The organism is Pseudomonas sp. LH21, assembly GCF_036549575.1.
Lineage (GTDB): Bacteria > Pseudomonadota > Gammaproteobacteria > Pseudomonadales > Pseudomonadaceae > Aquipseudomonas > Aquipseudomonas peradeniyensis.
Genome location: NZ_CP144367.1, coordinates 5681818 through 5706882, shown reverse-complemented (window position 1 = coordinate 5706882; position 25065 = coordinate 5681818). Strand labels below are relative to the sequence as shown.

At 65.3% G+C, this 25065-nt stretch carries 25 protein-coding genes; 22 read left to right on the top strand and 3 right to left on the bottom strand.

What is annotated here, in order from left to right:
* Positions 1 to 12: 12 nt before the first annotated feature.
* The 18 genes from VUG52_RS25970 to VUG52_RS25885 all read left to right on the top strand — a co-directional run bounded on the left by VUG52_RS25970 (position 13) and on the right by VUG52_RS25885 (position 18230).
* Entirely contained in the window at positions 13 to 1101 is a 1089-nt protein-coding gene (locus VUG52_RS25970) for an efflux RND transporter periplasmic adaptor subunit (RefSeq protein ID WP_050707426.1), read from the top strand.
* Entirely contained in the window at positions 1098 to 2165 is a 1068-nt protein-coding gene (locus tag VUG52_RS25965) for an efflux RND transporter periplasmic adaptor subunit (protein WP_050707425.1), read from the top strand. The genes VUG52_RS25970 and VUG52_RS25965 overlap by 4 nt, the downstream gene beginning before the upstream one ends.
* Positions 2162 to 5227 (top strand): efflux RND transporter permease subunit, encoded by a 3066-nt coding sequence (locus VUG52_RS25960; protein WP_050707424.1) that lies wholly within the window; start codon positions 2162 to 2164, stop codon positions 5225 to 5227. Before VUG52_RS25965 ends, VUG52_RS25960 begins: the two co-directional genes overlap by 4 nt.
* 259 nt (positions 5228 to 5486) lie before the next feature.
* Complete coding sequence (gene oscA, locus VUG52_RS25955) at positions 5487 to 5669, top strand: sulfur starvation response protein OscA (RefSeq protein WP_016489716.1); 183 nt, start codon at positions 5487 to 5489, stop codon at positions 5667 to 5669.
* A 48-nt stretch (positions 5670 to 5717) separates the two neighbouring features.
* Complete coding sequence (locus VUG52_RS25950; protein ID WP_050707423.1) at positions 5718 to 6725, top strand: sulfate ABC transporter substrate-binding protein; 1008 nt, start codon at positions 5718 to 5720, stop codon at positions 6723 to 6725.
* Positions 6726 to 6915: 190 nt separating this feature from the next.
* Positions 6916 to 7734, top strand: coding sequence for a sulfate ABC transporter permease subunit CysT (cysT, locus tag VUG52_RS25945; protein WP_028688531.1), 819 nt, complete (start codon positions 6916 to 6918; stop codon positions 7732 to 7734).
* Between the two features lie 12 nt (positions 7735 to 7746).
* On the top strand, positions 7747 to 8619 hold the full coding sequence (cysW, locus tag VUG52_RS25940; RefSeq protein ID WP_050707422.1) for a sulfate ABC transporter permease subunit CysW: 873 nt from the start codon (positions 7747 to 7749) through the stop codon (positions 8617 to 8619).
* A gap of 3 nt (positions 8620 to 8622) precedes the next feature.
* Complete coding sequence (locus VUG52_RS25935) at positions 8623 to 9612, top strand: sulfate/molybdate ABC transporter ATP-binding protein (protein ID WP_011536261.1); 990 nt, start codon at positions 8623 to 8625, stop codon at positions 9610 to 9612.
* A 385-nt stretch (positions 9613 to 9997) separates the two neighbouring features.
* A complete protein-coding gene (locus tag VUG52_RS25930) occupies positions 9998 to 10786 on the top strand; it encodes an energy transducer TonB (protein WP_050707421.1) in 789 nt (262 codons plus the stop codon).
* Between the two features lie 30 nt (positions 10787 to 10816).
* Positions 10817 to 11539, top strand: coding sequence for a MotA/TolQ/ExbB proton channel family protein (locus tag VUG52_RS25925; protein WP_028688527.1), 723 nt, complete (start codon positions 10817 to 10819; stop codon positions 11537 to 11539).
* 1 nt (position 11540) lies between these two features.
* The gene (locus VUG52_RS25920) at positions 11541 to 11942 is read left to right on the top strand and encodes an ExbD/TolR family protein (RefSeq protein ID WP_028688526.1); all 402 of its coding nucleotides are present in this window, start codon (positions 11541 to 11543) and stop codon (positions 11940 to 11942) included.
* Positions 11943 to 12173: 231 nt separating this feature from the next.
* The gene (locus VUG52_RS25915) at positions 12174 to 12755 is read left to right on the top strand and encodes an alpha/beta hydrolase (protein WP_050707420.1); all 582 of its coding nucleotides are present in this window, start codon (positions 12174 to 12176) and stop codon (positions 12753 to 12755) included.
* A 62-nt stretch (positions 12756 to 12817) separates the two neighbouring features.
* Entirely contained in the window at positions 12818 to 13765 is a 948-nt protein-coding gene (locus VUG52_RS25910) for a sigma 54-interacting transcriptional regulator (protein ID WP_050707419.1), read from the top strand.
* 181 nt (positions 13766 to 13946) lie between these two features.
* The gene (locus VUG52_RS25905; protein WP_050707418.1) at positions 13947 to 14732 is read left to right on the top strand and encodes a MetQ/NlpA family ABC transporter substrate-binding protein; all 786 of its coding nucleotides are present in this window, start codon (positions 13947 to 13949) and stop codon (positions 14730 to 14732) included.
* A gap of 553 nt (positions 14733 to 15285) precedes the next feature.
* Positions 15286 to 15951: an amino acid ABC transporter permease gene (locus VUG52_RS25900; RefSeq protein WP_186732404.1), complete on the top strand. Its 666-nt coding sequence runs from the start codon at positions 15286 to 15288 to the stop codon at positions 15949 to 15951.
* Positions 15932 to 16591, top strand: coding sequence for an amino acid ABC transporter permease (locus tag VUG52_RS25895; RefSeq protein ID WP_050707416.1), 660 nt, complete (start codon positions 15932 to 15934; stop codon positions 16589 to 16591). Before VUG52_RS25900 ends, VUG52_RS25895 begins: the two co-directional genes overlap by 20 nt.
* Entirely contained in the window at positions 16588 to 17361 is a 774-nt protein-coding gene (locus VUG52_RS25890; RefSeq protein WP_331832258.1) for an amino acid ABC transporter ATP-binding protein, read from the top strand. The genes VUG52_RS25895 and VUG52_RS25890 overlap by 4 nt, the downstream gene beginning before the upstream one ends.
* Positions 17358 to 18230 carry a transporter substrate-binding domain-containing protein gene (locus VUG52_RS25885; protein ID WP_262950736.1) on the top strand — a complete coding sequence of 291 codons (873 nt, stop codon included), beginning with the start codon at positions 17358 to 17360 and terminating at the stop codon, positions 18228 to 18230. The genes VUG52_RS25890 and VUG52_RS25885 overlap by 4 nt, the downstream gene beginning before the upstream one ends.
* An 84-nt stretch (positions 18231 to 18314) precedes the next feature.
* Here the strand turns inward: VUG52_RS25885 and VUG52_RS25880 are convergent, their stop codons facing one another.
* Positions 18315 to 20681: a penicillin acylase family protein gene (locus VUG52_RS25880; RefSeq protein WP_331832257.1), complete on the bottom strand. Its 2367-nt coding sequence runs from the start codon at positions 20679 to 20681 to the stop codon at positions 18315 to 18317.
* 88 nt (positions 20682 to 20769) lie between these two features.
* Here VUG52_RS25880 and VUG52_RS25875 point away from each other — a divergent pair, with 88 nt between their 5' ends.
* Positions 20770 to 21336 carry a sugar O-acetyltransferase gene (locus VUG52_RS25875; protein ID WP_331832256.1) on the top strand — a complete coding sequence of 189 codons (567 nt, stop codon included), beginning with the start codon at positions 20770 to 20772 and terminating at the stop codon, positions 21334 to 21336.
* Here the strand turns inward: VUG52_RS25875 and VUG52_RS25870 are convergent.
* The gene (locus tag VUG52_RS25870; RefSeq protein WP_050707411.1) at positions 21315 to 21872 is read right to left on the bottom strand and encodes a DUF6436 domain-containing protein; all 558 of its coding nucleotides are present in this window, start codon (positions 21870 to 21872) and stop codon (positions 21315 to 21317) included. The two genes, VUG52_RS25875 and VUG52_RS25870, sit on opposite strands and share 22 nt — an antisense overlap.
* 191 nt (positions 21873 to 22063) lie before the next feature.
* Between VUG52_RS25870 and VUG52_RS25865 the strand changes: the two genes are divergently transcribed.
* Positions 22064 to 22990 carry an alpha/beta hydrolase gene (locus VUG52_RS25865; protein ID WP_331832255.1) on the top strand — a complete coding sequence of 309 codons (927 nt, stop codon included), beginning with the start codon at positions 22064 to 22066 and terminating at the stop codon, positions 22988 to 22990.
* On the opposite strand, the gene VUG52_RS25860 is transcribed toward VUG52_RS25865, so the two are convergent.
* Complete coding sequence (locus VUG52_RS25860) at positions 22991 to 23743, bottom strand: DUF2059 domain-containing protein (RefSeq protein WP_050707409.1); 753 nt, start codon at positions 23741 to 23743, stop codon at positions 22991 to 22993.
* Between the two features lie 121 nt (positions 23744 to 23864).
* On the opposite strand from VUG52_RS25860, the gene VUG52_RS25855 reads away from it, so the two are divergent.
* Positions 23865 to 24488 (top strand): 2OG-Fe(II) oxygenase, encoded by a 624-nt coding sequence (locus VUG52_RS25855; protein WP_050707408.1) that lies wholly within the window; start codon positions 23865 to 23867, stop codon positions 24486 to 24488.
* The gene (locus VUG52_RS25850) at positions 24475 to 24978 is read left to right on the top strand and encodes a DUF523 domain-containing protein (protein ID WP_050707407.1); all 504 of its coding nucleotides are present in this window, start codon (positions 24475 to 24477) and stop codon (positions 24976 to 24978) included. Before VUG52_RS25855 ends, VUG52_RS25850 begins: the two co-directional genes overlap by 14 nt.
* Positions 24979 to 25065: the final 87 nt, after the last annotated feature.

The window sequence follows — 25065 nt, the reverse complement described above, 5'->3', positions numbered from 1 at the left end:
CAAGGAGCCCGAATGACGTTGACACGTCCATCGTCGGTCGTTTGCCTGGGGCTGCTGTTCATGCTTACGGGCTGTGGCAAGGAAGAGGCCGCCCCGGTATTGCCCCGGGTCGCGGTGCAACAGGTGCAACCCACCGACTTTGCCGCCCGGGTCACCTTGACCGGTGACGTGCAGGCGCGGGTGCAGACCGACCTGTCGTTCCGCGTGGGCGGCAAGATCATCGCCCGTAGTGTCGATGTCGGCGACCACGTCAAGGCCAACCAGGTGCTGGCGCGCCTGGATCCGAAGGACCTGCAGAACAACGTCGACTCGGCCAAGGCCGAGGTGTTCGCCGAGCAGGCCCGGGTCACCCAGACCAGCGCCGCGTTCGTGCGCCAGCAGAAGCTCCTGCCCAAGGGCTACACCAGCCAGAGCGAGTACGATTCCGCCGAAGCCGCGCTGCGCAGCAGCCAGAGTGCGCTCAAGGCCGCCCAGGCGCAGCTGGCCAACGCCAATGAGCAGTTGAGCTACACGGCGCTGGTGTCCGAAGCCGACGGGGTGATCACCGCGCGCCAGGCCGAGGTCGGCCAGGTGGTGCAGGCGACCATGCCGATCTTCAGCCTGGCGGTCGATGGCGACCGTGACGCGGTGTTCAATGTCTACGAATCGCTGCTGGTGAAATCCCCCAGCGACGAGGGCGTCGTCGTCAGCCTGCTGGACAACCCGGCGATCAAGGCCGAAGGCCGGGTCCGCGAGATCACCCCGACGGTGTCCGCCGAGAGCGGTACGGTGCAGGTCAAGGTCGCGCTGCGCAACGTGCCGGCCGGCATGCAGCTGGGCTCACCGGTCACGGCCACTGGCAACACCCAGGGCCGGCCCAGCATCGAATTGCCGTGGTCGGCATTGACCAAGGCGCTGAAGGAGCCGGCGGTGTGGGTGGTGGGCGAGGGCGACAAGGTCGAATTGCGCAAGGTCCAGGTCGCGCGCTACCTCACCGGCAAGGTGGTGATCGCCGACGGTATCAAGGGCGGCGAGACCGTGGTGGTGGGCGGTGGACAGCTGCTGCACCCGGACATGCAGGTCGAGAAGGTCAGCGCCAAGGACGGAGGGGCCGCGCCATGAAACGTCAGATGCTGATACTGTCAGCCAGCCTGATGCTGGGGGCCTGCGGGGGCGATGAGGCGCCGCCTGAGGCGATACGCCCGGTGCTGTCGACGCTGGTCGAGCCGCAGGTACAGTCGCAGCTGGGCCGCTTTGCCGGTGCCATTCAGGCCCGCTACGAAAGCACCCTGGGGTTTCGGGTGTCCGGACGCATTGCCCGGCGCTGGCTGGATGTGGGGACGCGGGTAAGCCCTGGCGATACCCTGGCCACCCTCGATCCGACCGACCAGCAAAACCAGTTGCGCGCAGCCGAGGGCGATCTGGCCAAGGTCCAGGCGCAATGGATCAATGCCCAGGCCAATGCTCGCCGCCAGCAGCAGTTGTACGACCGTGGTGTCGGCGCCCAGGCCCAGCTGGACATCGCCCAGACCGACCTGAAAACCACCGGTGCCGCGCTGGAGCAGGCGCGCTCGGCGGTCAGCCAGGCCCGCGACCAGCTCGGCTACAGCACCCTGCGCAGTGATCATGCGGCGGTGGTCACTGCCTGGCAGGCCGAGGCGGGGCAGACCGTCAGCGCCGGTCAGGCCGTTGTCACCCTGGCCCGTCCGGATGTCAAGGAGGCGGTGATCGACCTGCCGATCCCGCTCGCCGAACAGTTGAACAAGGACCTTACCTTTACCGTCGCTTCGCAGCTCGACCCGGGCATCAACACCACCGCCACGCTGCGCGAGCTCGAGCCACAGGCTGACGCCACCACCCGTACCCGCCGCGCCCGCTTGACCCTGACCAGCACGCCCGATGCCTTCCACCTGGGCACCGCGGTCAGCGTCACCCTGACCTCGGCGGTGAGCCCGCGCAGCGAATTGCCGCTGACCGCGTTGCTTGAACGTGACGGCAAGCCCCAGGTGTGGGTGGTCGATCCGCAGCAGAAAACCGTGGCCACTCGTGACGTCGCGTTGATCGAGCGTACCGCCGACAGCATCGTCCTGGCCTCCGGCGTGCAGCCCGGCGAGCGCGTGGTGACCGCTGGAGTGAACAGCCTCAAGCCCGGCCAGAAGGTCACCTTCGACGAGGACGCGCAATGAAAGGAAGCTTCAACCTCTCGGAGTGGGCGCTGAAGCACCAGTCCTTCGTCTGGTACCTGATGTTCGTTGGCCTGCTGATGGGGATCTTCTCCTACTTCAACCTTGGCCGTGAGGAGGACCCGTCCTTCACCATCAAGACCATGGTCATCCAGAGCCGCTGGCCGGGCGCCACTCAGGACGAGACCCTGTACCAGGTCACCGATCGCATCGAGAAGAAGCTCGAGGAACTCGACTCGCTCGACTACGTGAAGAGCTACACCCGCCCGGGCGAATCCACGGTCTACGTCTACCTTCGCGACACCACCAAGGCCAAGGACATCCCCGAGATCTGGTACCAGGTACGCAAGAAGATCCAGGACATCCGCGGGCAGTTTCCCGCAGGTATCCAGGGGCCGGCGTTCAACGATGAGTTCGGCGACGTGTTCGGCTCGATCTACGCGTTCACCGCCGACGGCCTCACCCTGCGCCAGCTGCGCGACTATGTCGAGGTGGCGCGGGCCGAGGTGCGCGAAGTGCCCAACATCGGCAAGGTCGAGCTGATCGGCACCCAGGACGAAGTGCTGTACCTGAACTTCTCCACCCGCAAGCTGGCCGCGCTGGGCATCGACCAGCGCCAGGCCATGCAAGCCCTGCAGCAGCAGAACGCAGTGACCCCCGCCGGTGTGATCGAGGCCGGGCCCGAACGCATCTCGGTGCGCACCACCGGGCAATTCGCCTCGGAGAAGGACCTGCAGACGGTGAACCTGCGCATCAATGACCGGTTCTTCCGCCTGGCCGACATCGCCGATATCGAGCGCGGCTATGTCGACCCGCCGTCGCCGATGTTCCGTTTCAATGGCCAGACCGCCATTGGCCTTGCGATCGGCATGAAGGCCGGCGCCAACATCGAGGTGTTCGGCGCGGCCCTGAAGGCGCGGATGGACAGCATCGTTCGGGACCTGCCGGTGGGTGTTGGCGTGCACAACGTGTCCGACCAGGCGGTGGTGGTCAAGCAGGCGGTCGGCGGCTTCACCAGCGCGCTGTTCGAAGCCGTGGTGATCGTGCTGGCGGTGAGCTTCGTCAGCCTGGGTATTCGCGCGGGACTGGTGGTGGCTTGCTCGATTCCGCTGGTGCTGGCCATGGTCTTCGTGTTCATGGAGTACAGCGACATCACCATGCAGCGGATCTCGCTCGGTGCGCTGATCATCGCCCTGGGCCTGTTGGTGGATGATGCGATGATCACCGTCGAGGTGATGGTCACGCGCCTGGAGATGGGCGAGACCAAGGAGCAGGCGGCCACCTTCGCCTACACCTCCACGGCGTTCCCCATGCTCACCGGCACCCTGGTGACGGTGGCCGGTTTCGTGCCGATCGGCCTCAACGCCAGTTCCGCGGGCGAGTACACCTACACCCTGTTCGCGGTGATCGCCGTGGCCTTGCTGGTGTCCTGGGTGGTGGCGGTGTTCTTCGCTCCGGTACTGGGCGTGCATATCCTCAGCAGCAGCAAGCTCAAGCCCCACGAGGCCGAGCCCGGGCGTGTCGGCCGGGCGTTCGAAGGCGGGCTGCTGTGGTGCATGCGCCACCGCTGGCTGACCATCATCGGTACAGTGGTGCTGTTCGCCCTGTCGATCTTCAGCATGCGCTTCGTGCAGAACCAGTTCTTCCCGTCGTCGGACCGCCCGGAGATCCTCGTCGACCTCAACCTGCCGCAGAACGCCTCGATCGAGGAAACACGCAAGGTTGTCGACCGCCTGGAGGCGAGGATCAAGGACGACCCGGACCTGGTGCGCTGGAGCACCTACATCGGCCAGGGCGCGATCCGCTTCTACCTGCCCCTCGACCAGCAGTTGCAGAACCCGTACTACGCCCAGCTGGTGATCGTCAGCAAGGGCTTCGAGGAGCGCGAGGGCATGATGCAGCGCCTGCAGAAGCTGCTGCATGAGGAGTTCGTCGGCATTGGCACCAACGTCCAGTCGCTGGAAATGGGGCCGCCGGTGGGCCGGCCGATCCAGTACCGGGTCAGCGGCAAGGACATCGACCAGGTGCGCAGGCACGCCATCGAGCTGGCGACCCTGCTCGACAGCAACGAACACATCGGCGAGATGATCTACGACTGGAACGAGCCCGGCAAGGTGCTGCGCATCGAGATCGCCCAGGACAAGGCGCGTCAGCTGGGCCTGTCGTCCGAGGACGTGGCCAATGTGATGAACAGCATTGTCAGCGGCGTGCCGGTCACCCAGGTCAACGACAACATCTACCTGGTCAATGTGGTGGCCCGCGCCGAAGACAGCGAACGCGGCTCGCCGGATACCTTGCAGAACCTGCAGATCGTCACGCCCAGCGGCGCCTCGATTCCGCTGCTGGCCTTCGCCACCGTGCGCTACGAGCAGGAGCAGCCGCTGGTATGGCGCCGCGACCGCAAGCCGACCATCACCATCAAGGCCTCGGTGGTCGGTGATATCCAGCCCACCGACCTGGTGGCCGAACTCAAGCCCGGCATCGATGACTTCGCCAGCAAGCTGCCGGTGGGCTATGACGTGGCCACCGGCGGTACGGTGGAGGAGAGCAGCAAGGCCCAGGGGCCGATCGCCGACGTTATCCCGCTGATGCTGTTCCTGATGGCGACCTTCCTGATGATCCAGCTGCACAGCGTGCAGAAGCTGTTCCTGGTGGTCAGCGTCGCGCCCCTGGGGCTGATCGGCGTGGTGCTGGCGCTGGTGCCCACGGGCACGCCGATGGGCTTCGTGGCGATCCTCGGGATCCTCGCCCTGGCCGGGATCATCATCCGCAACTCGGTGATCCTGGTGACCCAGATCGACGAGTTCGAGGAGCAGGGCTATACGCCGTGGGATGCGGTGGTGGAGGCGACCAATCACCGGCGCCGGCCGATCCTGCTGACGGCGGCGGCGGCGAGCCTGGGCATGATCCCGATCGCCCGGGAAGTGTTCTGGGGGCCGATGGCCTACGCCATGATTGGCGGCATCATCAGTGCAACGCTGCTGACGCTGCTGTTCCTGCCGGCGCTGTATGTGGCCTGGTACAAGATTCGCGAGCCGCAGGACAAGACACAGCGACCACATTGACCCCTGTAGGAGCGGCCTTGTGCCGCGATGGGCTGCGCAGCGGCCCCAGGTTGTGGGCATCCTGCAGAATTCTCGGGGCTGCTGCGCAGCCCATCGCGGCGCAAGGCCGCTCCTACAGGGTAGCTACCTAAAGTTGGTTATATAAACATTCTTAAACAGTATTTTTAAGAATATCCGCGCCTCACTAGTATTGCCTTCAAGCCAGGCGCAAATCCCCTTCAAACCTCTGCCCGGCACCCTTACTCACAGGAGAACGAGCATGAGTGCATCTCTGCGCAGCATCGACGGTCAGGACGAAGCCACCATTCTGCGTGAAATCCAGAGCGCGCTGCGCGACCTGCGCTTCGGCGCGGTGGAGATCACCGTGCACAACGCCCAGGTGGTGCAGATCGAACGCAAGGAGAAGTTCCGCCTGCAGCAGCCCGGCAACAAGTCCGGCTGACACCGCATCACTTCAAAAACTAGAAAAATGCCAATCGGGAGCTTCACCATGTCCATCCGCCGTTATGCGCTTGCCGCCCTGGCCAGTGCCGTTTTTGCCGGTTCCGCGATCGCCAAGGACTACGAACTGCTGAACGTGTCCTATGACCCGACCCGCGAGCTTTACCAGCAGTACAACGCCGAGTTCATCAAGCACTGGCAAGCCGCCCATCCGGGCGACAAGGTGAAGATCCAGCAGTCCCACGGTGGTTCGGGCAAGCAGGGGCGCGCGGTCATCGACGGCCTGCGCGCCGACGTGGTGACCCTGGCCCTGGCCGGCGACATCGACGAGATCGCCAAGCTCGGCAAGACCCTGCCGGAGGACTGGCAGAAGCGCCTGCCGGACGCCAGCACGCCGTATACCTCGACCATCGTGTTCCTGGTGCGCAAGGGCAACCCGAAAGGCATCAAGGACTGGGGCGACCTGATCAAGAAGGACGTCTCGGTCATCACTCCCAACCCGAAAACCTCCGGCGGCGCCCGCTGGAACTTCCTCGCCGCCTGGGCCTACGGCCTGAAGACCGGCGGCAATGAAGACAAGGCCAAGGCCTACGTGCAGGAGCTGTTCAAGCACGTGCCGGTGCTCGATACCGGCGCCCGTGGCTCGACCATCACCTTCGTCAACAACGGCCAGGGCGATGTGCTGCTGGCCTGGGAGAACGAGGCCTTCCTGGCGCTGAAGGAAGACGGCGGCGCCGACAAGTTCGAGATCGTCGTGCCTTCGCTGTCGATCCTGGCCGAGCCACCGGTGGCGGTGGTCGACAAGAACGCCGAGAAGAAAGGCAACGAGAAGATCGCCGAGGAATACCTCAAGCACCTGTACAGTCCGGCTGGCCAGAAGATCGCCGCGCAGAACTTCTACCGTCCGCGTGACGCCAAGGTCGCCGCCGAATTCGGCAAGCAGTTCCCGAAACTGGACCTGGTGACCATCGACAAGGACTTCGGCGGCTGGAAGACTGCGCAGCCGAAGTTCTTCAATGATGGCGGTGTGTTCGACCAGATCTATCAGGCACAGTGATCGGCTGTTCAAACCATGTATCGTGATGGCGTGGGAGCGGGCTTGCCCCGCGATTGCAGGGGCGGCCCTATCGCGGGGCAAGCCCGCTCCCACGATGTTCCGAACAGGGCTTTGCCAACGCTTCACCCTTCAGTAGCCTGCACCGGCCCGGGATGACTCCCGGGCTTCGTGCGTTCAACCAGGGACCTTTATGTCACGTCGCATTTCCCCCGTCATACCCGGCTTCGGGCTGACGCTGGGCTACACCTTGGTGTACCTCAGCCTGATCGTGCTGATACCGCTGGCCGCCATGTTCGTGCATGCCGCGCAGCTCACCTGGGAGCAGTTCTGGAACATCATCAGCGCACCACGGGTGCTGGCCGCGCTGAAACTGAGTTTCGGCACTGCCCTGTTCGCCGCCATCATCAACGGTGTGATCGGCACCCTGCTGGCCTGGGTGCTGGTGCGCTACACCTTCCCAGGGCGCAAGGTCATCGACGCGATGATCGACCTGCCGTTCGCCCTGCCCACCGCTGTTGCCGGTATCGCCCTGACCGCCCTGTACGCCCCGGCGGGCTGGGTCGGCCAGTTCGCCACCGACCTCGGCTTCAAGATCGCCTACACCCCCCTGGGCATCACCCTGGCGCTGACCTTCGTCACCCTGCCGTTCGTGGTGCGCACGGTGCAGCCGGTGCTGGCCGACATCCCGCGTGAAGTCGAGGAGGCCGCCGCCTGCCTGGGCGCCAAACCGCTGCAGGTGTTCCGCCACGTGCTGGCGCCGGCGCTGCTGCCGGCGTGGCTGACCGGCTTTGCCCTGGCCTTCGCCCGGGGCGTGGGCGAGTACGGTTCGGTGATCTTCATTGCCGGCAACATGCCGATGAAGACCGAGATCCTGCCGTTGCTGATCATGGTCAAGCTTGACCAGTACGACTACACCGGCGCCACCGCCATCGGCGTGCTGATGCTGGTGGTTTCCTTCATCCTGCTGCTGCTGATCAACCTGCTGCAGCGGCGCATCGAAACCCCTTGAAGGAGGCCGGCAATGTCTAGTCAACCCATGAGCGCAACCGCCGCCGCCAACGCCGCCCGACGCAGCAGCGCCACCTCGCGCCGGGTGCTGATCACCCTGGCCTGGATCGTCTTCGCGCTGTTCCTGGCGCTGCCGCTGGTGATCGTGGTGTCGCAGGCCCTGAAGAACGGCTTCGGCACGTTCTTCGAAGCGATCTTCGAGCCCGACGCGCTGTCCGCGCTCAAGCTCACCCTGCTGGCGGTGGCCATCTCGGTGCCGTTGAACCTGGTGTTCGGCGTATCCGCCGCCTGGTGCGTGAGCAAGTACAGCTTCCGCGGCAAGAGCATCCTGGTCACCCTGATCGACCTGCCGTTTTCGGTGTCGCCGGTAATCGCCGGTCTGGTCTACGTGCTGATGTTCGGTGCGCAGGGCCTGTTCGGGCCGTGGCTGCAGGACCACGATATCCAGATCGTCTTCGCCCTGCCGGGCATCGTCCTGGCGACCATCTTCGTCACCGTGCCGTTCGTGGCCCGCGAGCTGATCCCGCTGATGCAGGAGCAGGGCACCCAGGAGGAGGAGGCCGCGCGCCTGCTCGGCGCCAACGGCTGGCAGATGTTCTGGCATGTCACGCTGCCGAACATCAAGTGGGGCCTGATCTACGGCGTGGTGCTGTGCACTGCCCGGGCCATGGGCGAGTTCGGCGCGGTGTCTGTCGTGTCGGGCCATATCCGTGGCGTTACCAACACCTTGCCGCTGCACGTGGAGATCCTCTACAACGAGTACAACCATGTCGCGGCCTTCAGCGTGGCCAGCCTGCTGCTGATCCTGGCGCTCTTCATCCTGCTGCTCAAGCAGTGGAGCGAGAACCGTATTAACCGCCTGCGCCACAGCGCCGCGGAGGAATGATTCATGTCGATCGAAGTTCGTAACGTCAGCAAGCGCTTCAACAGCTTCCAGGCCCTGGACAACATCAACCTGGATATCCACAGCGGCGAGCTGGTGGCCCTGCTCGGCCCGTCCGGCTGCGGCAAGACCACCCTGCTGCGCATCATCGCCGGCCTGGAGACCCCGGACAACGGCAGCATCGTATTCCACGGCGAGGACGTGTCCGGCCATGACGTGCGTGATCGCAACGTTGGTTTCGTGTTCCAGCACTACGCGCTGTTCCGCCACATGAGCGTGTTCGACAACGTCGCCTTCGGCCTGCGCATGAAGCCCAAGGGCGAGCGCCCGAGCGAAAGCAAGATCGCCGAGAAGGTCCATGAGCTGCTGAACATGGTCCAGCTCGACTGGCTGTCCGACCGTTACCCCGAGCAGCTGTCCGGCGGCCAGCGCCAGCGCATCGCCCTGGCCCGTGCCCTGGCGGTGGAGCCCAAGGTGCTGCTGCTCGACGAGCCGTTCGGGGCGCTGGATGCCAAGGTGCGCAAGGAGCTGCGCCGCTGGCTGGCGCGCCTGCACGAGGACATCAACCTGACCTCGGTGTTCGTCACCCACGACCAGGAAGAGGCCATGGAAGTCGCCGACCGCATCGTGGTGATGAACAAGGGTGTGATCGAGCAGATCGGCTCGCCGGGCGAGGTATACGAGAAGCCGGCCAACGACTTCGTCTACCACTTCCTTGGCGATTCCAACCGCCTGGCGCTGAGCGAAGGGCACCACGTGCTGTTCCGTCCGCACGAAGTGTCGCTGTCGCGCCACGAGACCGAGGGGCATCATGCCGCCGAAGTGCGCGATATCCGTCCGTTGGGGGCGACCACGCGAGTGACGCTGAAGGTGGAAGGGCAGAGCGAGCTGATCGAGGCCGAAGTGGTCAAGGATCACGACAGCCTCACCGGGCTGGCGCGTGGGGAGACGTTGTTCTTCCGGCCGAAGGTGTGGCAGAAGGTGGCGGATATCTGAGCTGGTGCTTGTGATGGAAAACCCGGGCATGGTCCTGGGTTTTTTATTGCCTGTGAGATTGCCGGGGCTGCTGCGCAGCCGATCGCGGCACAAGGCCGCTCCTACATAAGAGATTGCGGTGCCCTGTAGGAGCGGCCTTGTGCCGCGATCGAGGGCGAAGCCCTCGCGTGAATTGATGCCTTGAACGAATATTTTGAATGCCTACAAGGCATCATTCGTGAGCTGTTCTGCGGCAGGCCGCGAACGACGCGGGCTGTGGGCAGACCACCAAAATCATTATTCCATTAAGATCTAGTTTTACGTTTAAACATTACTTTATGAGCTAAGTCTCTGGGCCCGATGATTCAGCCACACACCTGAATCAAGAACCCCAGGAGTTTTAGCAATGGGCAATGTCCAGACGGCCGTCAGGGCCTACGACCAGCCATGGCGCCCGGCATCGGGTGATCTGGTCGAGCTCGGACGCACGCTACGCCTGCCGCTGGGCCAGTTGCGCCTGCAACGCACGCCGGTCAGCGGTCTCAAGCGTCGCGACAAGCTGGTGCTGGGCCTGCTGGTGCTGGTGCTGCACGGCGCGGCGGCGTACTGGGTCAGCCACCAGCCGACCCCCGAGCTGCCGGTCATCCCGCCGAAGATTCCGCCCATGACCATCGAGTTCGCCGCGCCCGCACCACCGGTGGTCGAGCCGCCGCCGGCCCCTGTGGTCCAGCCACCACCACCGCCACCGGTGGTCGACGAACTGGCTGCCAAGCCCGCGCCCAAGCCGGTCCCGAAACCCAAGCCAGTGCCCAAGCCCGTGGCCAAGCCGCAGCCCAAGCCAGTCGAGGCGCCACCGCCGACACCGGTTGCCGCGCCAGCACCCCCGGCACCTGCACCACCCGCACCTGCGCCAGTGACCCCGGCCTCGGCCAACGCCGCGTACCTGAAGAACCCGGCGCCGGAGTATCCGCAGATGGCCCAGCGCCGCGGCTGGGAAGGCACGGTGCTGCTGCGCGTGGAGGTGCTGCCCAGTGGCAAGCCGGGGCAGATCCAGATCCAGAAGAGCAGTGGCCGCGACGCCCTGGACGCCGCTGCGCTGGCTGCGGTGAAGCGCTGGAGCTTCGTCCCGGCCAAGCAGGGCGACGTGGCCCAGGTGGGCTGGGTCAGCGTACCGATCGATTTCAAGCTTCGTTAACTTGCGACCGCATACAGGAAGGACTTCATCATGAGCTTGTTGGCATCTCCCCTCGAATCCGTTGAAAGCGCGGTCATCTGGCTGCTGGTCGGCTTCTCCGTCGCCACCTGGGCGCTGGCCCTGGTCAAGGTCGTGCAGTTCGTGCGCCTGAAGAACCAGGACAAACGCTTCCACCAGCAGTTCTGGGCCGCGTCCAGCCTCGACTCTGCCGCCGAGCCCGCCCACGACCTGCCCGGCCCGGCCGCCCGTGTCGCCCAGGCGGGCTTTGCCGCGATCGCGGTTGGCGAGCCTGGCCAGGCCAGTGACCTCAGCCAGGCCATCAACCACCAGGACCGCCTGGAGCGCGCCCTGCGCCAGCAGATCGTCCGCGAGCGCCGCTCGCTGGAAACCGGCCTGGCGGTGGTCGCCAGTATCGGCAGCACCTCGCCCTTCATCGGCCTGTTCGGCACCGTGTGGGGCATCATGGAGGCGCTCAAGGGTATCAGCGCGGCGGGCTCGGCCAGCCTGGAAACCGTGGCCGGCCCGATCGGCGCGGCGCTGGTCGCCACCGGCGTGGGCATCGCCGTCGCGGTGCCGGCGGTGCTGGTCTACAACTACTTCCTCCGTCGCCTGAAGCTGACCGCGGCGGACCTCGACGACTTCGCCCACGACTTCTACAGCCTGGCGCAGAAGAGTGCCTTCCGCGTGCTGGTGCACCCGGCGGTGCAGCGCCAGCACACCGGCTTCACCCAGCCTGTGAAGGAGGCCTCCTGACATGGCCTTCTCGACCCAGGACAGCGATGAAGTGTTGAGTGAAATCAACGTCACGCCATTGGTGGACGTCATGCTGGTGCTGTTGGTGGTGTTCATCGTCACCGCGCCGTTGCTGACCAATGCCATCCCGATCAACCTGCCCAAGACCGAGGCCGTGGCCCCGGTCGAGCAGAAGGACCCGCTGGTGGTGAGCATCGACGGCAGCGGCAAGCTGTTCATCAACAAGGACGAGATCCAGCCCGACCTGCTGGAGACCAACCTCAAGGCTGCCAAGGACAAGGACGCCGAGCTGCGTGTGCAGCTGCAGGCCGACGATGGTGTGAACTACGGCGAGGTCGCCCGCGCGATGGCGGCGATCGAACGTGCCGGGATCAGCAAGCTGGCGGTGATTACCGCCCGCTGACCGGCGATACCCTCTTCAGGCAAGTGCTTAGGGGCCATTTTCCTTGGCAGGGGATGGCCCTTTTTTTATTGGAGAAGCGGATTTGAAGCCTTTCGCGATCCCTGCAGGGGCAGGGCTCGAACACTGTGGCTTTGAATTTATGGTTATTAATAAATAGCTTCTTATTCCTTTACGAATATAACCCCCTCCCTATACTTGCACCCAAGCACGCAAACTTCCGGAGGCGTCCCCATGCGCAATGAGTCGATTCGTTACCTGATTGTGCCGGGCTGGCAAGGATCGCCAGACAACCATTGGCAGAGTCACTGGCAGCGCAGCCTGCCCAACAGCGCCCGGGTCGAGCAGCATGACTGGCTGACCCCGCAACGACGCGACTGGGTCCAGGCGCTGGAGCAGGCGATTGCCGCCGAACGCTCGCCGGTGATTCTCATCGCCCACAGCCTGGGCTGCATCACGGTCGCCCATTGGGCCGCCCAGGCCAGTCCCGAGCTGCTACGCCGGGTACGTGGTGCATTGCTGGTGGCGCCGGCGGATGTCGAGCGTCCGACCTGCGCGCCGGCCTTGCGCAATTTCGCGCCGATTCCACTGCAGGCCTTGCCGTTCCCCAGCCAGGTGGTCAGCTCCGACAACGACCCGGCGGTGAGCGTGCCGCGCGCGCTGTACCTGGCCCAGGCCTGGGGCGCCGAGGCCGGGCTGCTGGCCGACGCCGGGCATATCAACGTCAAGTCCGGCCATGAGCGTTGGGAACAGGGCTTCGCCTACCTCTACCGCCTGCAGGCCCGTGTCGATCAGCGCGCGCTGCGCCGCGCCTGATCCGCCGGATTCTTCGAACGAGTCGAATCCCCGGCCGCCTGCGGCTGGGGCGGGAGTATTCCATGACGTTTCACACTGCTTTCGGCCAGCCGTTGCTGACCTTCCCCGAACTGGACAAGAGCCCACTGAGCATCCGCGCCAAGGCGCTGGTGTTCGTCGATCCGCGTTCCCAGGCGCTGCGCCAGGCCCTGGAGCGATTGGCGCCACAACCGCTGCCGGTGCTGATCCGTGGCGAGACCGGCACCGGCAAGGAGTTGCTGGCCCGGCAGATCCACCGCGCCAGTGACCGCGGCGGGTTGTTCGTATCGGTCAATTGCGCGGCCATCAGCCCGACCTACGCCGATGCCGAGCTGTTCGGCTACAGCGCCGGCACCCAGGGCGGTACCGCCAGCAGTCGAGCCGGCTGGTTCGGCTCGGCCAACGGCGGCACGCTGTACCTGGACGAGATCGCCGACCTGCCCCTGGCGATCCAGGGCAAGCTGCTGGCGGCCCTGGAAAACCGCGAGGTGACCCGGGTCGGCGCCGCCCAGCCGCAGGCGGTCGATGTGCGGCTGGTGGCCGCTTCCAGCATCGACCTGGCACAGGCCGTGCGCGCCGGGCGCTTCAACGAGCGGCTCTACCATTACCTGCACGAGGGCGAGCTCGAGCTGCCGGCATTGCGTGATCGGGTCGGCGATATCCTGCCGCTGGCCGAGTACTTCGTCGGTATCTACAGCGTGCGCCTGGATCGGCCACTGCCGTTGATCAGCGAGGCGGCCCAGCAGGCGCTGGAGGCCCATGCCTGGCCGGGCAATACCCGTGAGCTGGAGAACGTCATTCACTTCGCCCTGCTGGTCAGTGATGGTGAGGAGATCCTTCCCGCGCATCTCGACCTTCCGGATATCACACCCTTGGCCAGCCTGGCCCGTCAGCTCGCGCAACTGGGTGCCAGTCGGGAGCCGCAAACCCTGGCCGACCTGCGCGGGCTGCTGGGCGCAGCCTTGGCGCAATTGGGCAAATCCGCGCCGTAGAGCTGTGCGTGGCCGCTCATAAGCAAAGGTCGTGATGGCGATTTGTTTTTGGAATAAGCAGCTAATCAAAAGATATTGTTACGGAATAAAAAATCTCGGTATTGTCCGCTTCACGCCCACCCGAACGGATGGGCACCCGACTCGCCATCTGCGATGGCCCAGCTTTAGAACAAGGATCACCATGAAAAAGACCCTGCTGACCACCGCCCTGGCCGCCGCCCTTTCGTTCGCTGGCCTGGCCAATGCCGCCGAGAAACTGGTGGTCGCCGCCACGCCCGTGCCGCATGCCGAAATCCTCGAACTGATCAAGCCGACCCTGGCCAAGGAAGGCGTGGACCTGCAGATCAAGGTCTTCACCGACTATGTCCAGCCCAACGTGCAGGTCGACCAGAAGCGCCTGGACGCCAACTACTTCCAGACCCTGCCGTACCTGAAGAACTTCAACGAAGGCAAGGGCACCCACCTGGAGACCGTGATCGGCGTGCACGTCGAGCCGTTCGGTGGCTACTCGAAGAAGGTCAAGAGCCTGGCCGAGCTGAAGGATGGCGCCACCGTCGCCATCCCCAACGAAGGCAGCAACAGTGGCCGCGCCCTGCTTCTGCTGCAGAAGGCTGGCCTGATCACCCTGAAAGACCCGAAGAACGCCCTGGCCACGCCGAAAGACATCGCCGAGAACCCGAAGAAGCTCAAGTTCCGCGAGCTGGAATCGGCCATGCTGCCGCGTGTGCTGGATCAGGTCGACCTGGACATGATCAACACCAATTACGCCCTGGAAGCCGGCCTGAACCCGGCCAAGGACGCCCTGGTGATCGAAGGCAGCGACTCGCCTTACGTTAACTTCCTGGTCGCCCGTCCGGACAACAAGGACAGCGAGGCCATCCAGAAACTGGCCAAGGCGCTGACCAGCCCGGAAGTGAAGGCGTTCATCGAGAAGAAATACAGCGGTGCGGTACTGCCGGCGTTCTGATACTCGGCCTGGTACGAAAAACGCCGACGCATTTTGCGTCGGCGTTTTTGTTTGGGCTGGCTTGAAGAGGGCTCGGCAGGTCCGGCCCTATCGCGGGGCAAGCCCGCTCCCACGCAGCCCGCTCCCGCAAAGTGGGGGACGCTTGTGGGAGCGGGCTTGCCCCGCGATGGCGTCTTCAGCGCTGACTGGCCAGCGCCCGGCGCAGGGCCAGGAGCCACAGCAGTTGTTCATTCGAAGCAGGCAAGCAGGGGCTGTTCATCGTTGTCTTCCTTGTTGAATGTGATGGGCCGTGCAAGTCACAGTTTGAGACCCCTTGGAGAGGGATTTATTCGGAAAGATCCGCATGTCATGAAGGAAATTTCCGAGCGTCACGGGGTGGTGATATAGATATGCAATAAAGATATTTATAAAAATATTTTTATGCCTTTAGAGTCTAGGGATCGTGCTTACCGGCACAGCGCCACCATTCGTGAAACGACGCCGAGCCACCCTCGTGCCGACCCTGGACCTTCCCCATGCCGTACCTTCGTGACTCCGTGTCGAGGCCCCTTCCATGAGCTTCGACACCGCTTTCATGCTTAGCACACTGCCGGCCTTCTTCAAGGCCGTTGGCGTGACCCTGCAAGTCGGGGTGATCGCCATCGTCACTTCGTTGCTGGTGGCGTTGCTCAACGCGACGATCCTGGTGCTGCGCACGCCGTACCTGTGGCGCCTGGTCAAGGGCTACGTGGAGCTTGCCCGCAACACACCACTGCTGATCCAGCTGTTCTTCGTCTACTTCGCCTTGCCGAGCCTGGGGCTGAAGGTCTCCGGCTTCGCCGCCGCGATCATCACCCTGACGTTCATGGGCGGTGCCTACCTCACCGAGGTGCTGCGCGCCGGGGTCGAGGCCGTGCCGCGGGCGCAACTGGAATCCGGGCGCTCCATCGGGCTCTCCGAAGGGCAGCTGCTGCGCCATGTGATCCTGCCCCAGGCCGGTATCCTCAGCCTGCCGGCATTGTTCGCCAACTTCGTGTTCCTGCTCAAGGAGACCACCGTGGTCTCGGCGGTGGCGGTGCCGGAGATCCTCTACACCACCAAGAACTACATCGCCCTGTACTACAAGACCTACGAAATGCTCGCCGTGCTGACCCTGCTCTGCGTGCTGATCTTCCTGCCGCTGTCGCTGCTGCTGCGCTACCTGGAACGGAGGCTGCAACATGGCCAGTTCGGGCATTGAGCTGCTGCTGGTTTCGCTGCCGCAACTGGCCACGGGCGCCGGGCAGACCTTGGCGATCTCGGCCCTGGGCATCCTGTTCGCCACCCTGGGCGGCGTGCTCTACGGCGTGCTGGCGACCCTCGGCAACCGTTGGCTGAACATTCTGCTGCAGGTGTACCTGGAGTTGTTCCGGGCGATTCCGGTGCTGGTCTGGCTGTATCTGGTGTTCTTCGGCTTGCCGATCTTCTTCGGCCTGAGCATCCCCAGCTTCTGGTGCGCGGTGCTGGTGCTGGGTCTGTGGGGCGCCAGCGAGGTCGGCGAGGTGGTGCGCGGCGCCTTGCAGTCGCTGCCACGCGGGCAGCGCGAGGCGGGGTTGTCGATCGGCCTGGGCGGCTGGCAGCTGTATGGCTACGTGCTGCTGCCCCAGGCGCTCAAGCGCATGACCCCGCCGACCATCAACATCTACACGCGGATCATCAAGACCAGCTCGCTGGCGGTGCTGATCGGCGTGGTCGAAGTGATCAAGGCGGGGCAGCAGATAATCGAACGCACCTACGAGTCGGTGCTGATCTACGGCGCGCTGTTCCTGTTCTTCTTTCTTGTCTGCTATCCGCTGTCGGCCGCCTCCCGCGTGCTGGAGCGACGCTGGGCCCACGCATGAATCCATTGATCGAATTCCAAGGCTTCAACAAGTTCTTCGGCCAGCACCAGGTGCTCGCGGACATCGACCTCAAGGTCCAGGCCGGCGAGGTGGTGGTGATCCTCGGCCCCAGCGGCTGCGGCAAGAGCACCCTGCTGCGCTGCCTCAACGGGCTGGAGGAGGCCCAGGGCGGCAGCCTGCGCCTCGACGGCCAGGAGCTGCTCGGCCCCGACACCGACTGGCGCCAGGTGCGCCAGCGGGTCGGCATGGTGTTCCAGAGCTATCACCTGTTTGGCCACATGAGCGTGATCGACAACCTGCTGCTGGGTCCGCTGAAGGTGCAGAAGCGCGAACGTCGCGAGGCCCAGGCCCAGGCCGAGGCGCTGTTGGCCCGGGTCGGCCTGCTGGACAAGCGCGACGCCTTCCCCCGCCAGCTCTCCGGTGGCCAGCAGCAACGCATCGCCATCGTCCGTTCGCTGTGCATGAACCCCCAGGTGATGCTGTTCGACGAGGTCACCGCCGCCCTCGACCCGGAGATGGTCAAGGAGGTGTTGCAGGTGATCCAGGGCCTGGCCCGCGAAGGCATGACCCTGCTCATCGTCACCCACGAAATGGCCTTCGCCCGCGCGGTGGCCGACCGCATCGTGTTCATGGAGGCCGGCAGGATCCTTGAACAGAACCACCCCGAGCGCTTCTTCACCCAACCGCAGACCGCACGCGCGCAGCAGTTCCTGGAGAAATTCTCGTTCGTCGAAAGCCTGCCCAAGACACTGCACAAGGAACTGTCATGAAGACTGCCCCGTTCGCCAAACTGCTCGCTCCACTGCTTGGCCTGGCCCTGCTGGCCGGCTGCAACAAATCCGAAGACCCGGCCAAGCCCGCCGACGCCTCGCCGGCCACCAGCTACCTGGAAACCATCAAGGCCCGCGACAAGCTGATCGTCGGCGTGTTCACCGACAAGCCACCGTTCGGCTTCGTCGATGAAAGCGGCCGCTACGTGGGCTTCGACACCGACATCGGCCGCCGCTTCGCCAAGGACCTGCTGGGCGATGAAAGCAAGGTCGAGTTCGTCGCCGTCGAGCCCGCCAGCCGCATTCCGTTCCTGCAGAGCGACAAGGTCGACCTGATCCTCGCCAACATGACCGTCACCCCCGAGCGCAAGGAAGCGGTGGACTTCACCAACCCCAACCTGCGCGTGGCGGTACAGGCCATCGTCGCCGACGGCAGTCCGGTGCAGAAGCTCGACGACCTGGCCGACAAGACCATTATTGTCACCACCGGTACCACAGCCGATATCTGGCTGACCAAGAATCACCCGGACTGGAAGCTGCTGAAGTTCGAGAAGAACACCGAGTCGCTGGCCGCCCTGGCCAATGGCCGCGGCGACGCCTATGCCCAGGACAACCTGATCCTGTTCAGCTGGGCCAAGCAGAACCCGGGCTACCGCGTGCTGCCGCAGCTGCTGGGCGACGAGGCGCCGATTGCTCCGGCCGTGAAGAAGGGCAACACCGAGTTGCGCGATTGGGTGAACAGCGAGTTGGCCAAGCTGGGCGAGGAGAAGTTCCTGCTCAAGCTGTACGACCAGTACGTGCGCAAGGAACTGAGCGACGACACCAAGCCTGAAAGCGTCATCGTCGAAGGCGGCAAGTGGCAGGGTTGAGCCCCGCCTGCTGATCGCGGGACAAGCCCGCTCCCACAACTGGCATTCGTGCGTGGGAGCGGGCTTGCCCCGCGATGGGGTGAATCAATTCCCCGGCACCAGCCGCAACGTGCTCTGCGCCGGAATCACCCCCATCCGCGCCTTGTGATAGCGCCCCTCGATATAGTCTTCGGCCTGGTCGCCGTAATGCCGGTCGAACGGCACGCCACTCTGCCCGACCGGGTTGATGGTCAGCGCGGTGCCTGCGTCGGCAAAGTCGATCAACCGGCGGGTGGAAGGGCCGTAGGTGACCGGCCAGGGCGCCGGGCCGATCTTCGCCGACAGGTTGTTCGGCACCTCGTGGGTGCCGGGCGCGGCGAACGGGCCGACATTGAACAGTAGGTTGAGCGGCTTCTTCACCCCCATTGGATGGTTGTGGGTGAGGGTGTGGGCCTTGCCCCATTGCCAACTGGCCGGATCCTTGCCGAATGTCTCGCGCAGGTGCTTGAGGCTGCGTTGCCAGGCCAGGCGCACGATGGCGCCACGGTCGGTGCGTTCGCTGGCGCCGCGCTGGTTCCACCACGGCGATGCCGGGTCCGCGGCCAGGCGGGGCAGGGCGGCGTCGATGGCGCGGGTGCTGATCAACACCGGGAACCAGGTATCGCCCAGCTCGTCGTGCAGGGCGGCGAACGCCAGTTCGTAGAGGAACTGGTTGAACAGTGTGGCACTGGTGGAGTCCAGCGGATAATCGCCGCGCCAGGCGGCCAGTTGCTCGACCAGCTCCTTCTCCTCGTCGCCCTGGACGATATTGCGCAAGGTGCCGAGCAGCGGTGCCAGGGTACGCGGGCCGTAGTCGGTGCTGGTGTCCAACTGCAGGGCCTGGCTGTTCTGGGTGTCCCACTTGATGTCCGGGTCGCTCAGCTGGCGATCGAGCTGACGACCGCGATCGGCCAGGTTGTAGTAGCCGGGCACCGGGATTGCGCCGGGCGGCTGGTAGTTGGCCGAGACGATGTAGCCGCTGGCCGGATTCTCCTGCTGCGGATTGGTGCTGAACGGGTAGAAGCCCGGCTTGGCGGCCTGGCCGCTGGTGCCATCGAGAATGAACGCCGGGTTGACGCCGTCCGGGCGGATCGGCAGGCGCGCCGCCGCCCACCAGCCGATATCGCCCCGGGCATTGGCCCATACCAGGTTCAGCCCCGGCGCCTGGACCTTGGCGGCCGCCTCGCGCATCTGGCCCAGGGTGTCGGCGCGGTTGATCTGGTAGAAGCCTTCGAGGATCGGGTTGTCGGTTTCCAGGAAGGCCCACCACATGGCGATGGGCGTCGGGCCGGCGGTATCGCCGAGCACGTTGTTGACGATCGGCCCATGGGGCGAGCGGCGCAGGGTGATGCTGGCAGGTTCCGCGCCCTTGACCGCGATCTTTTGCTCGGTCTTTTCCAGTGGCTGCCATTTGCCGTCGACCATCACCTGCTCGGGGTCCTGCGGATTGGTCCGCTCCGCGATCAGGTCGACGTCGTCGTTCTGGAACATGGTCAGGCTCCAGCCGAAATCGCGGTTGTGGCCGAGCAGGGCGAACGGGTTGAGCGCCTGGAAGTAGCCATACAGGTTGAACCCCGGCGCCGACAGCTCCGCCTCGTACCAGATTGCCGGCACGGCGAAGCTGATGTGCGGGTCGCCCGCCAGCAGCGGCCGGCCACTGCGGGTGCGACTGCCGGCCACGGCCCAGGCGTTGCTGCCTTCGAACTGCGGGATGCCGGCATCGCCCAGGGCGTCGTGGCTCAGCCGCGCCAGCTGCTCCAGGCTGCGCCAGTCGGCGGCGGCCAGGGGCGTGGCCACGGCGCCGTCGGGCTGCCAGTCAAGGTCGAAGATCTTCAGGTAGTCGGGGCCGAGCTGGTCGCGGATGTAGGTCAGCGCGGGGTCGGTACGAAACGCCGCAGCGAAGCTGTAGGCTAGGTAGCCGGCGATGCTCAGGGTGTCCTCGGCGGTGAAGGGGCGTGGCGGGATGCCGAGCAGGTCGAACTCCATCGGTTTGGGATGGCTGGCTTGCCACTGGTTGATGCCGTCCAGGTAAGCCTGCAGCGCCTGCCAGGCCGGCGACTGGCGGTCCTGGCGCTGCGCCATCAGGGCTGCCTGGTCACGGATGCGCAGGCTGCGGAACAGGGTGTCGGTGGGCAGCAACTTCTCGCCCAGCACCTCGGCCAGCTCGCCACGGGCCAGGCGGCGCATGATCTCCATCTGGAACAGGCGGTCCTGGGCGTGCACATAGCCCAGGGCGCGGTACAGGTCCTGCTCGTTCTGGGCCTGCAGGTGCGGCACGCCCCGGGCATCGAAACGTACGCTGACCGGCGCCTGCAATCCGCCGACGGCCACCTCGCCGTCACGTTGCGGCTGCTTGTCCCGCACGTACCAGTAACCGGCGCCTGCGGCGGCCACGGCGATCACCACCGCCAGCAAGGTCAGGCTGCGCTTCATCGAGACTCCTTGTGCACTCGAACGAGAAAATGTGGTCCGATCATCGGTGGATTCGCGAACTGAGCATAGTCCCCTGGAAGGAGTTTCCATGTCCCTCAGCGAAAAACAGAAAATGCTGGCAGGCCAGCTCTACCATGCAGGCTGCCCCGAGCTGCAAGCCGAGCAGGCGGCCAACCGGCAGTGGATGCATCGCTACAACGGCAGCGTCGAGCAACCTAATGAGGCGCGCCATGATTTGTTGAAGGCGCATTTCGCCAGCGTGGGCGAAGGGGTGGTGATCCGACCGCCGTTCCACTGCGACTACGGCTACAACATCAGCGTGGGCGCCAACACCTTCATGAATTTCAACTGTGTGATCCTCGACGTGCTGCCAGTGCGCATCGGTGCCGATTGCCAGATTGCTCCGTCGGTGCAGATCTATACCGCCGACCATCCGTTGGATCATGAGTTGCGCCGTAGCGGTCTGGAACGCGGGTGTCCCGTGACCATCGGCGACAATGTATGGATCGGTGGCGGTGCGATTATCCTGCCGGGGGTGGCTATCGGCGACAATGCGGTGGTGGGCGCCGGGAGTGTGGTAACCCGCGATGTGCCGGCGGGGGCGGTTGTGGTGGGCAATCCGGCGCGGGTGCGTCAGCCGGCCCAGGGGCAATAGCAGCCGACGGCCAGGGTATTGGATGCCTGCACCCGGCGGCCTTCATTTAGCGCCGTGAGGATCGGCTCGATGAAACTGTTACTGGAGTTGCACACCGCGCCTTCGCTGTAGGGGCCGAAGTAGGCGAGGTTGCCGTCGCGGTCCCAGATCGCCACGGCGGGGGTGGCTGGCAGCTGCTCGCTGCCGGGCAGGCTGGCCAGGGGCTTGAGCGCGGCGAGGTTGGCCGGCAACTGGCCGTGGCTGCCGGCGCGCTGCACAACATGGAAGCTGACGCCCTGCGGCGCGAAGTGCTCGACCAGTTCGCCCAGGTGCTGCTGGTTGCCGACGTTGCACGGGCACGCCGGGTCCCAGAAGTGCACCACGCGAATCGGGCCCGGGCCTGCCAGCTCGGGGGGCAGGCGCAGCTGGCTGCCGTCGAAGAAGGTGGTCTGGTTGTCGAAGGTGCGCAGGTAGCGGGACTGGAAGCTGTCGTAGGCCCACCAGAGGGCGGCGGCGCAGAGTAGCAGTACAAGGAGTGTGAGAAGTCGCTTCGCCATGGGGGCCTTGGCGCGATTTGCGTGGGAGCGGGCTTGCCCCGCGATGGCGCCTGTGAGTCTGGCGCTGCCATCGCGGGGCAAGCCCGCTCCCACGAGGTCGCATTGTTCGTCGGAGGAGGGGCCAAGCTTGCCATGACGCGGCCCAGAGCTGAATATCGCAGATCAATACTTGCTTCACTGTGGATCTACTGATGCCCGCTAGCTTCAATCCCGACCAGCTGCGTACCAGCCTGTCGCCCCTCGTTGATCGTCAGCCGTTGTCCGCCCAGGGCCAGGCCTACCAGCGCTTCTATGGCCTGGATCTGCCTGCGCGCAGTTGGCTGGGTGGCTTCCGGGTGGCGGGCTTCGATCTGGTCGGCCAGCTCTGGCTGCCGGAGCAACCGGTGGCGACGGTGTTCCTGCTGCACGGCTATTACGATCACCTGGGCCTGTACCGGCATGTGATCGCGTGGGCATTGGGCCAGGGCTACGCGGTGATCGGCTGCGACCTGCCCGGCCATGGCCTGTCCAGCGGCGAGCGGGCCAGCATCGATGACTTCGGCATCTACCAGCAGGTGCTCGATGCGCTGTTCGAGCAGGCCCGCCTGCTGGAACTACCGCGCCCCTGGCATCTATGTGGACAGAGCACCGGCGGGGCGATCGTGGTCGATCACCTGCTGCACCAGGGCGAACGCAGCCCGGCCGACGGCCAGGTGATCCTGCTGGCACCCCTGGTGCGCCCGCGTGCCTGGCACTGGTCGAAACTGAGCTATCGGGTGCTGCGCCACTTCGTCAACGGCATCGAGCGGCGCTTCAGCGAGAACACCAACGACCCGGCCTTCCTGCCCTTCCTCGAGGCCGATCCGCTGCAGCCACGGCGGCTGCCGACCGCCTGGGTCGGGGCGCTGATGAAATGGGTCCGGCGTATCGAAGCCGCGCCGCGCAGCACACGCCGGCCCCTGATCGTGCAGGGCGAGGCGGACGGCACGGTGGACTGGCCCTACAACCTCAAGGTGCTCAAGGCCAAGTTCGCCGAGCCGCAGATCCTCATGCTGCCCGAGGCGCGGCATCACCTGGCCAACGAGCTGCCCGGCATTCGCCAGCGCTACTTCGACTTCATCGGCCAGCGTCTGGGCTGATCACTTCAGCTCGGCGGCGTTCTGGCCCACGGCCAGGGCGGCGCGTACTGCGGCCACCGCTGCCTTGTAGTAGGCCTGGCCGTCGGCGGATTCGGCGAAGGTGGCGAATTGCTCCAGCTCGGCGTCCGACAGGTCGCGATAGACGTACAGCAGGGTGTTGTTCAGGTCTTCGCCGACCTGGTTCATCAGGCGCTGGCGCTGGCCATCGAGCAGGTTCTGCGCCTGGCCGCCGCCGAACAGACCGGGCAGCATCGAGCTCAGGCTGTCGGCCGCTACCCCGGCGATTGCCAGGCTGACCTCGGCGCCGGCTTCGCGGGCCGGCAGGGCCTGGGCCAGGTGGCCGACGATCAGCAGGCGGTTGTCGCTGGCCTGGACCTTCGGCAGGCCCTTGGCGTTCTTCGCCAGCTGGTCCTTGCGCGTGGCCAGCAGCTCGGCGGCCACCACCTTGCGCCCCAGTGGCGACTGGAAGAACGCCAGGGCCGGCGAGGGGTTCGCCAGGTTGGCGCGCAGCTGCGCCTGAGCCCGGCGGTCCATGGCCTGGGCCTGGAAGCGCTGGTTGCTGTTGTTGACCAGCGCCTGGTAGACGGCAGGCGGCAGGCTGTTGCGGTAGCGCTGCTGGGCGGCGCTCACGGCATCGTTGAAATGGGCGCGCTGGTCGGGCCAGCCGGCGGCCTTGTACAGCTGATCGAGGCTGTCTGCCCAGACAGGCATGGTGCAGATCATCAGCAGAAGCAGGGAAAACAGACGGCGCATTCAGGACTCCTGTCGGCAGGCCGCTATTGTCCTAGGCGTGGCGGGGCTTTGTCGAGTCGCCAGCGGCGCTTCCTGACCAAGTGGCGCTGTGCGAGCGATTAGCGAATGGCTATGATGCGCCATGCACACTCCTTTCGAACATCCTCTGCTGTCGACGATCGTCGACGACCTGGCCACCCGTGGCTGGTCGCAGCAACCTCTCTTCCTGCCCGACGCGCTGTCGCGCGCGCTGGCGGCCGAATGCCGTCGCCGTCACGCCGAGGGCGAACTCAACCCGGCCAGCGTCGGTCGTGGCGCCGCGCAGGAGATCCGCGAGGCGATCCGTGGTGATCAGATCCAGTGGCTCGACCCCGGTGAGTCGGAGGTCTGCGACCGCTACCTGGGCGCGATGGACAGCCTGCGCCAGGCCATCAACCAGGGCTTGTTCCTGGGGCTTGAGGATTTCGAGTGCCATTTTGCCCTGTATCCGCCGGGGGCGTTCTACAAGCGCCATCTCGACCGCTTCCGTGACGACGACCGGCGCATGGTGTCGGCCGTGCTCTACCTCAATGAAGGCTGGCAGCCGGAGGATGGCGGGCAGTTGCGGATGTTCCTGCAGGACGGTGTCGAGCACGACGTGCAACCGGTCGCGGGCAGCCTGGTGGTGTTCCTGTCGGGTGAAGTGCCGCACGAAGTGCTCCCGGCCGGGCGTGAGCGCCTGTCGTTGACCGGCTGGTTCAGGCGCCGTGGCAATGATCCATTCTGAGCTGCCGAAGGTATTGGTCAGTGCCTGCCTGCTGGGCCAGCCGGTGCGCTATGACGGGCGTGCCAGCGGTCATCCCGACGTGTTGCAGCGCTGGCAGGCCGAAGGCCGGGTGGTGCCGCTGTGCCCGGAGGTGGCCGGTGGCTTGCCGACGCCGCGCCCGCCTGCGGAAATTCCGGGCGGGCAGGGCGGCCAGGTCCTGGATGGGCAGGCGCGGGTAGTGACGGTGTCTGGCGACGATGTCAGCGAGGCGTTTCTGGCCGGGGCCCGACTGGCGCTGGAGCTGGTGCGTCGGCATGGTATCCGTGTGGCGGTGCTCAAGTCCGGCAGCCCGTCGTGTGGCAACCTGCAGACCTATGACGGCAGCTTCAGCGGTGTGAAGGTGGCGGGGGAAGGAGTGACCACGGCCTTGCTGCGTCGCGAAGGGGTGCTCGTTTTCAGCGAGCTGGAGCTGGAAGACGCGCAGCGAGCGTTGTTGGGTACCCATCTGTAGTCGCGGGTAAACCCAAATCTTCAGACCATGCGCAATCCCTGTAGGAGCGGCCTCGTGCCGCGAAAGGGCCGCAAAGCGGCCCCGGCT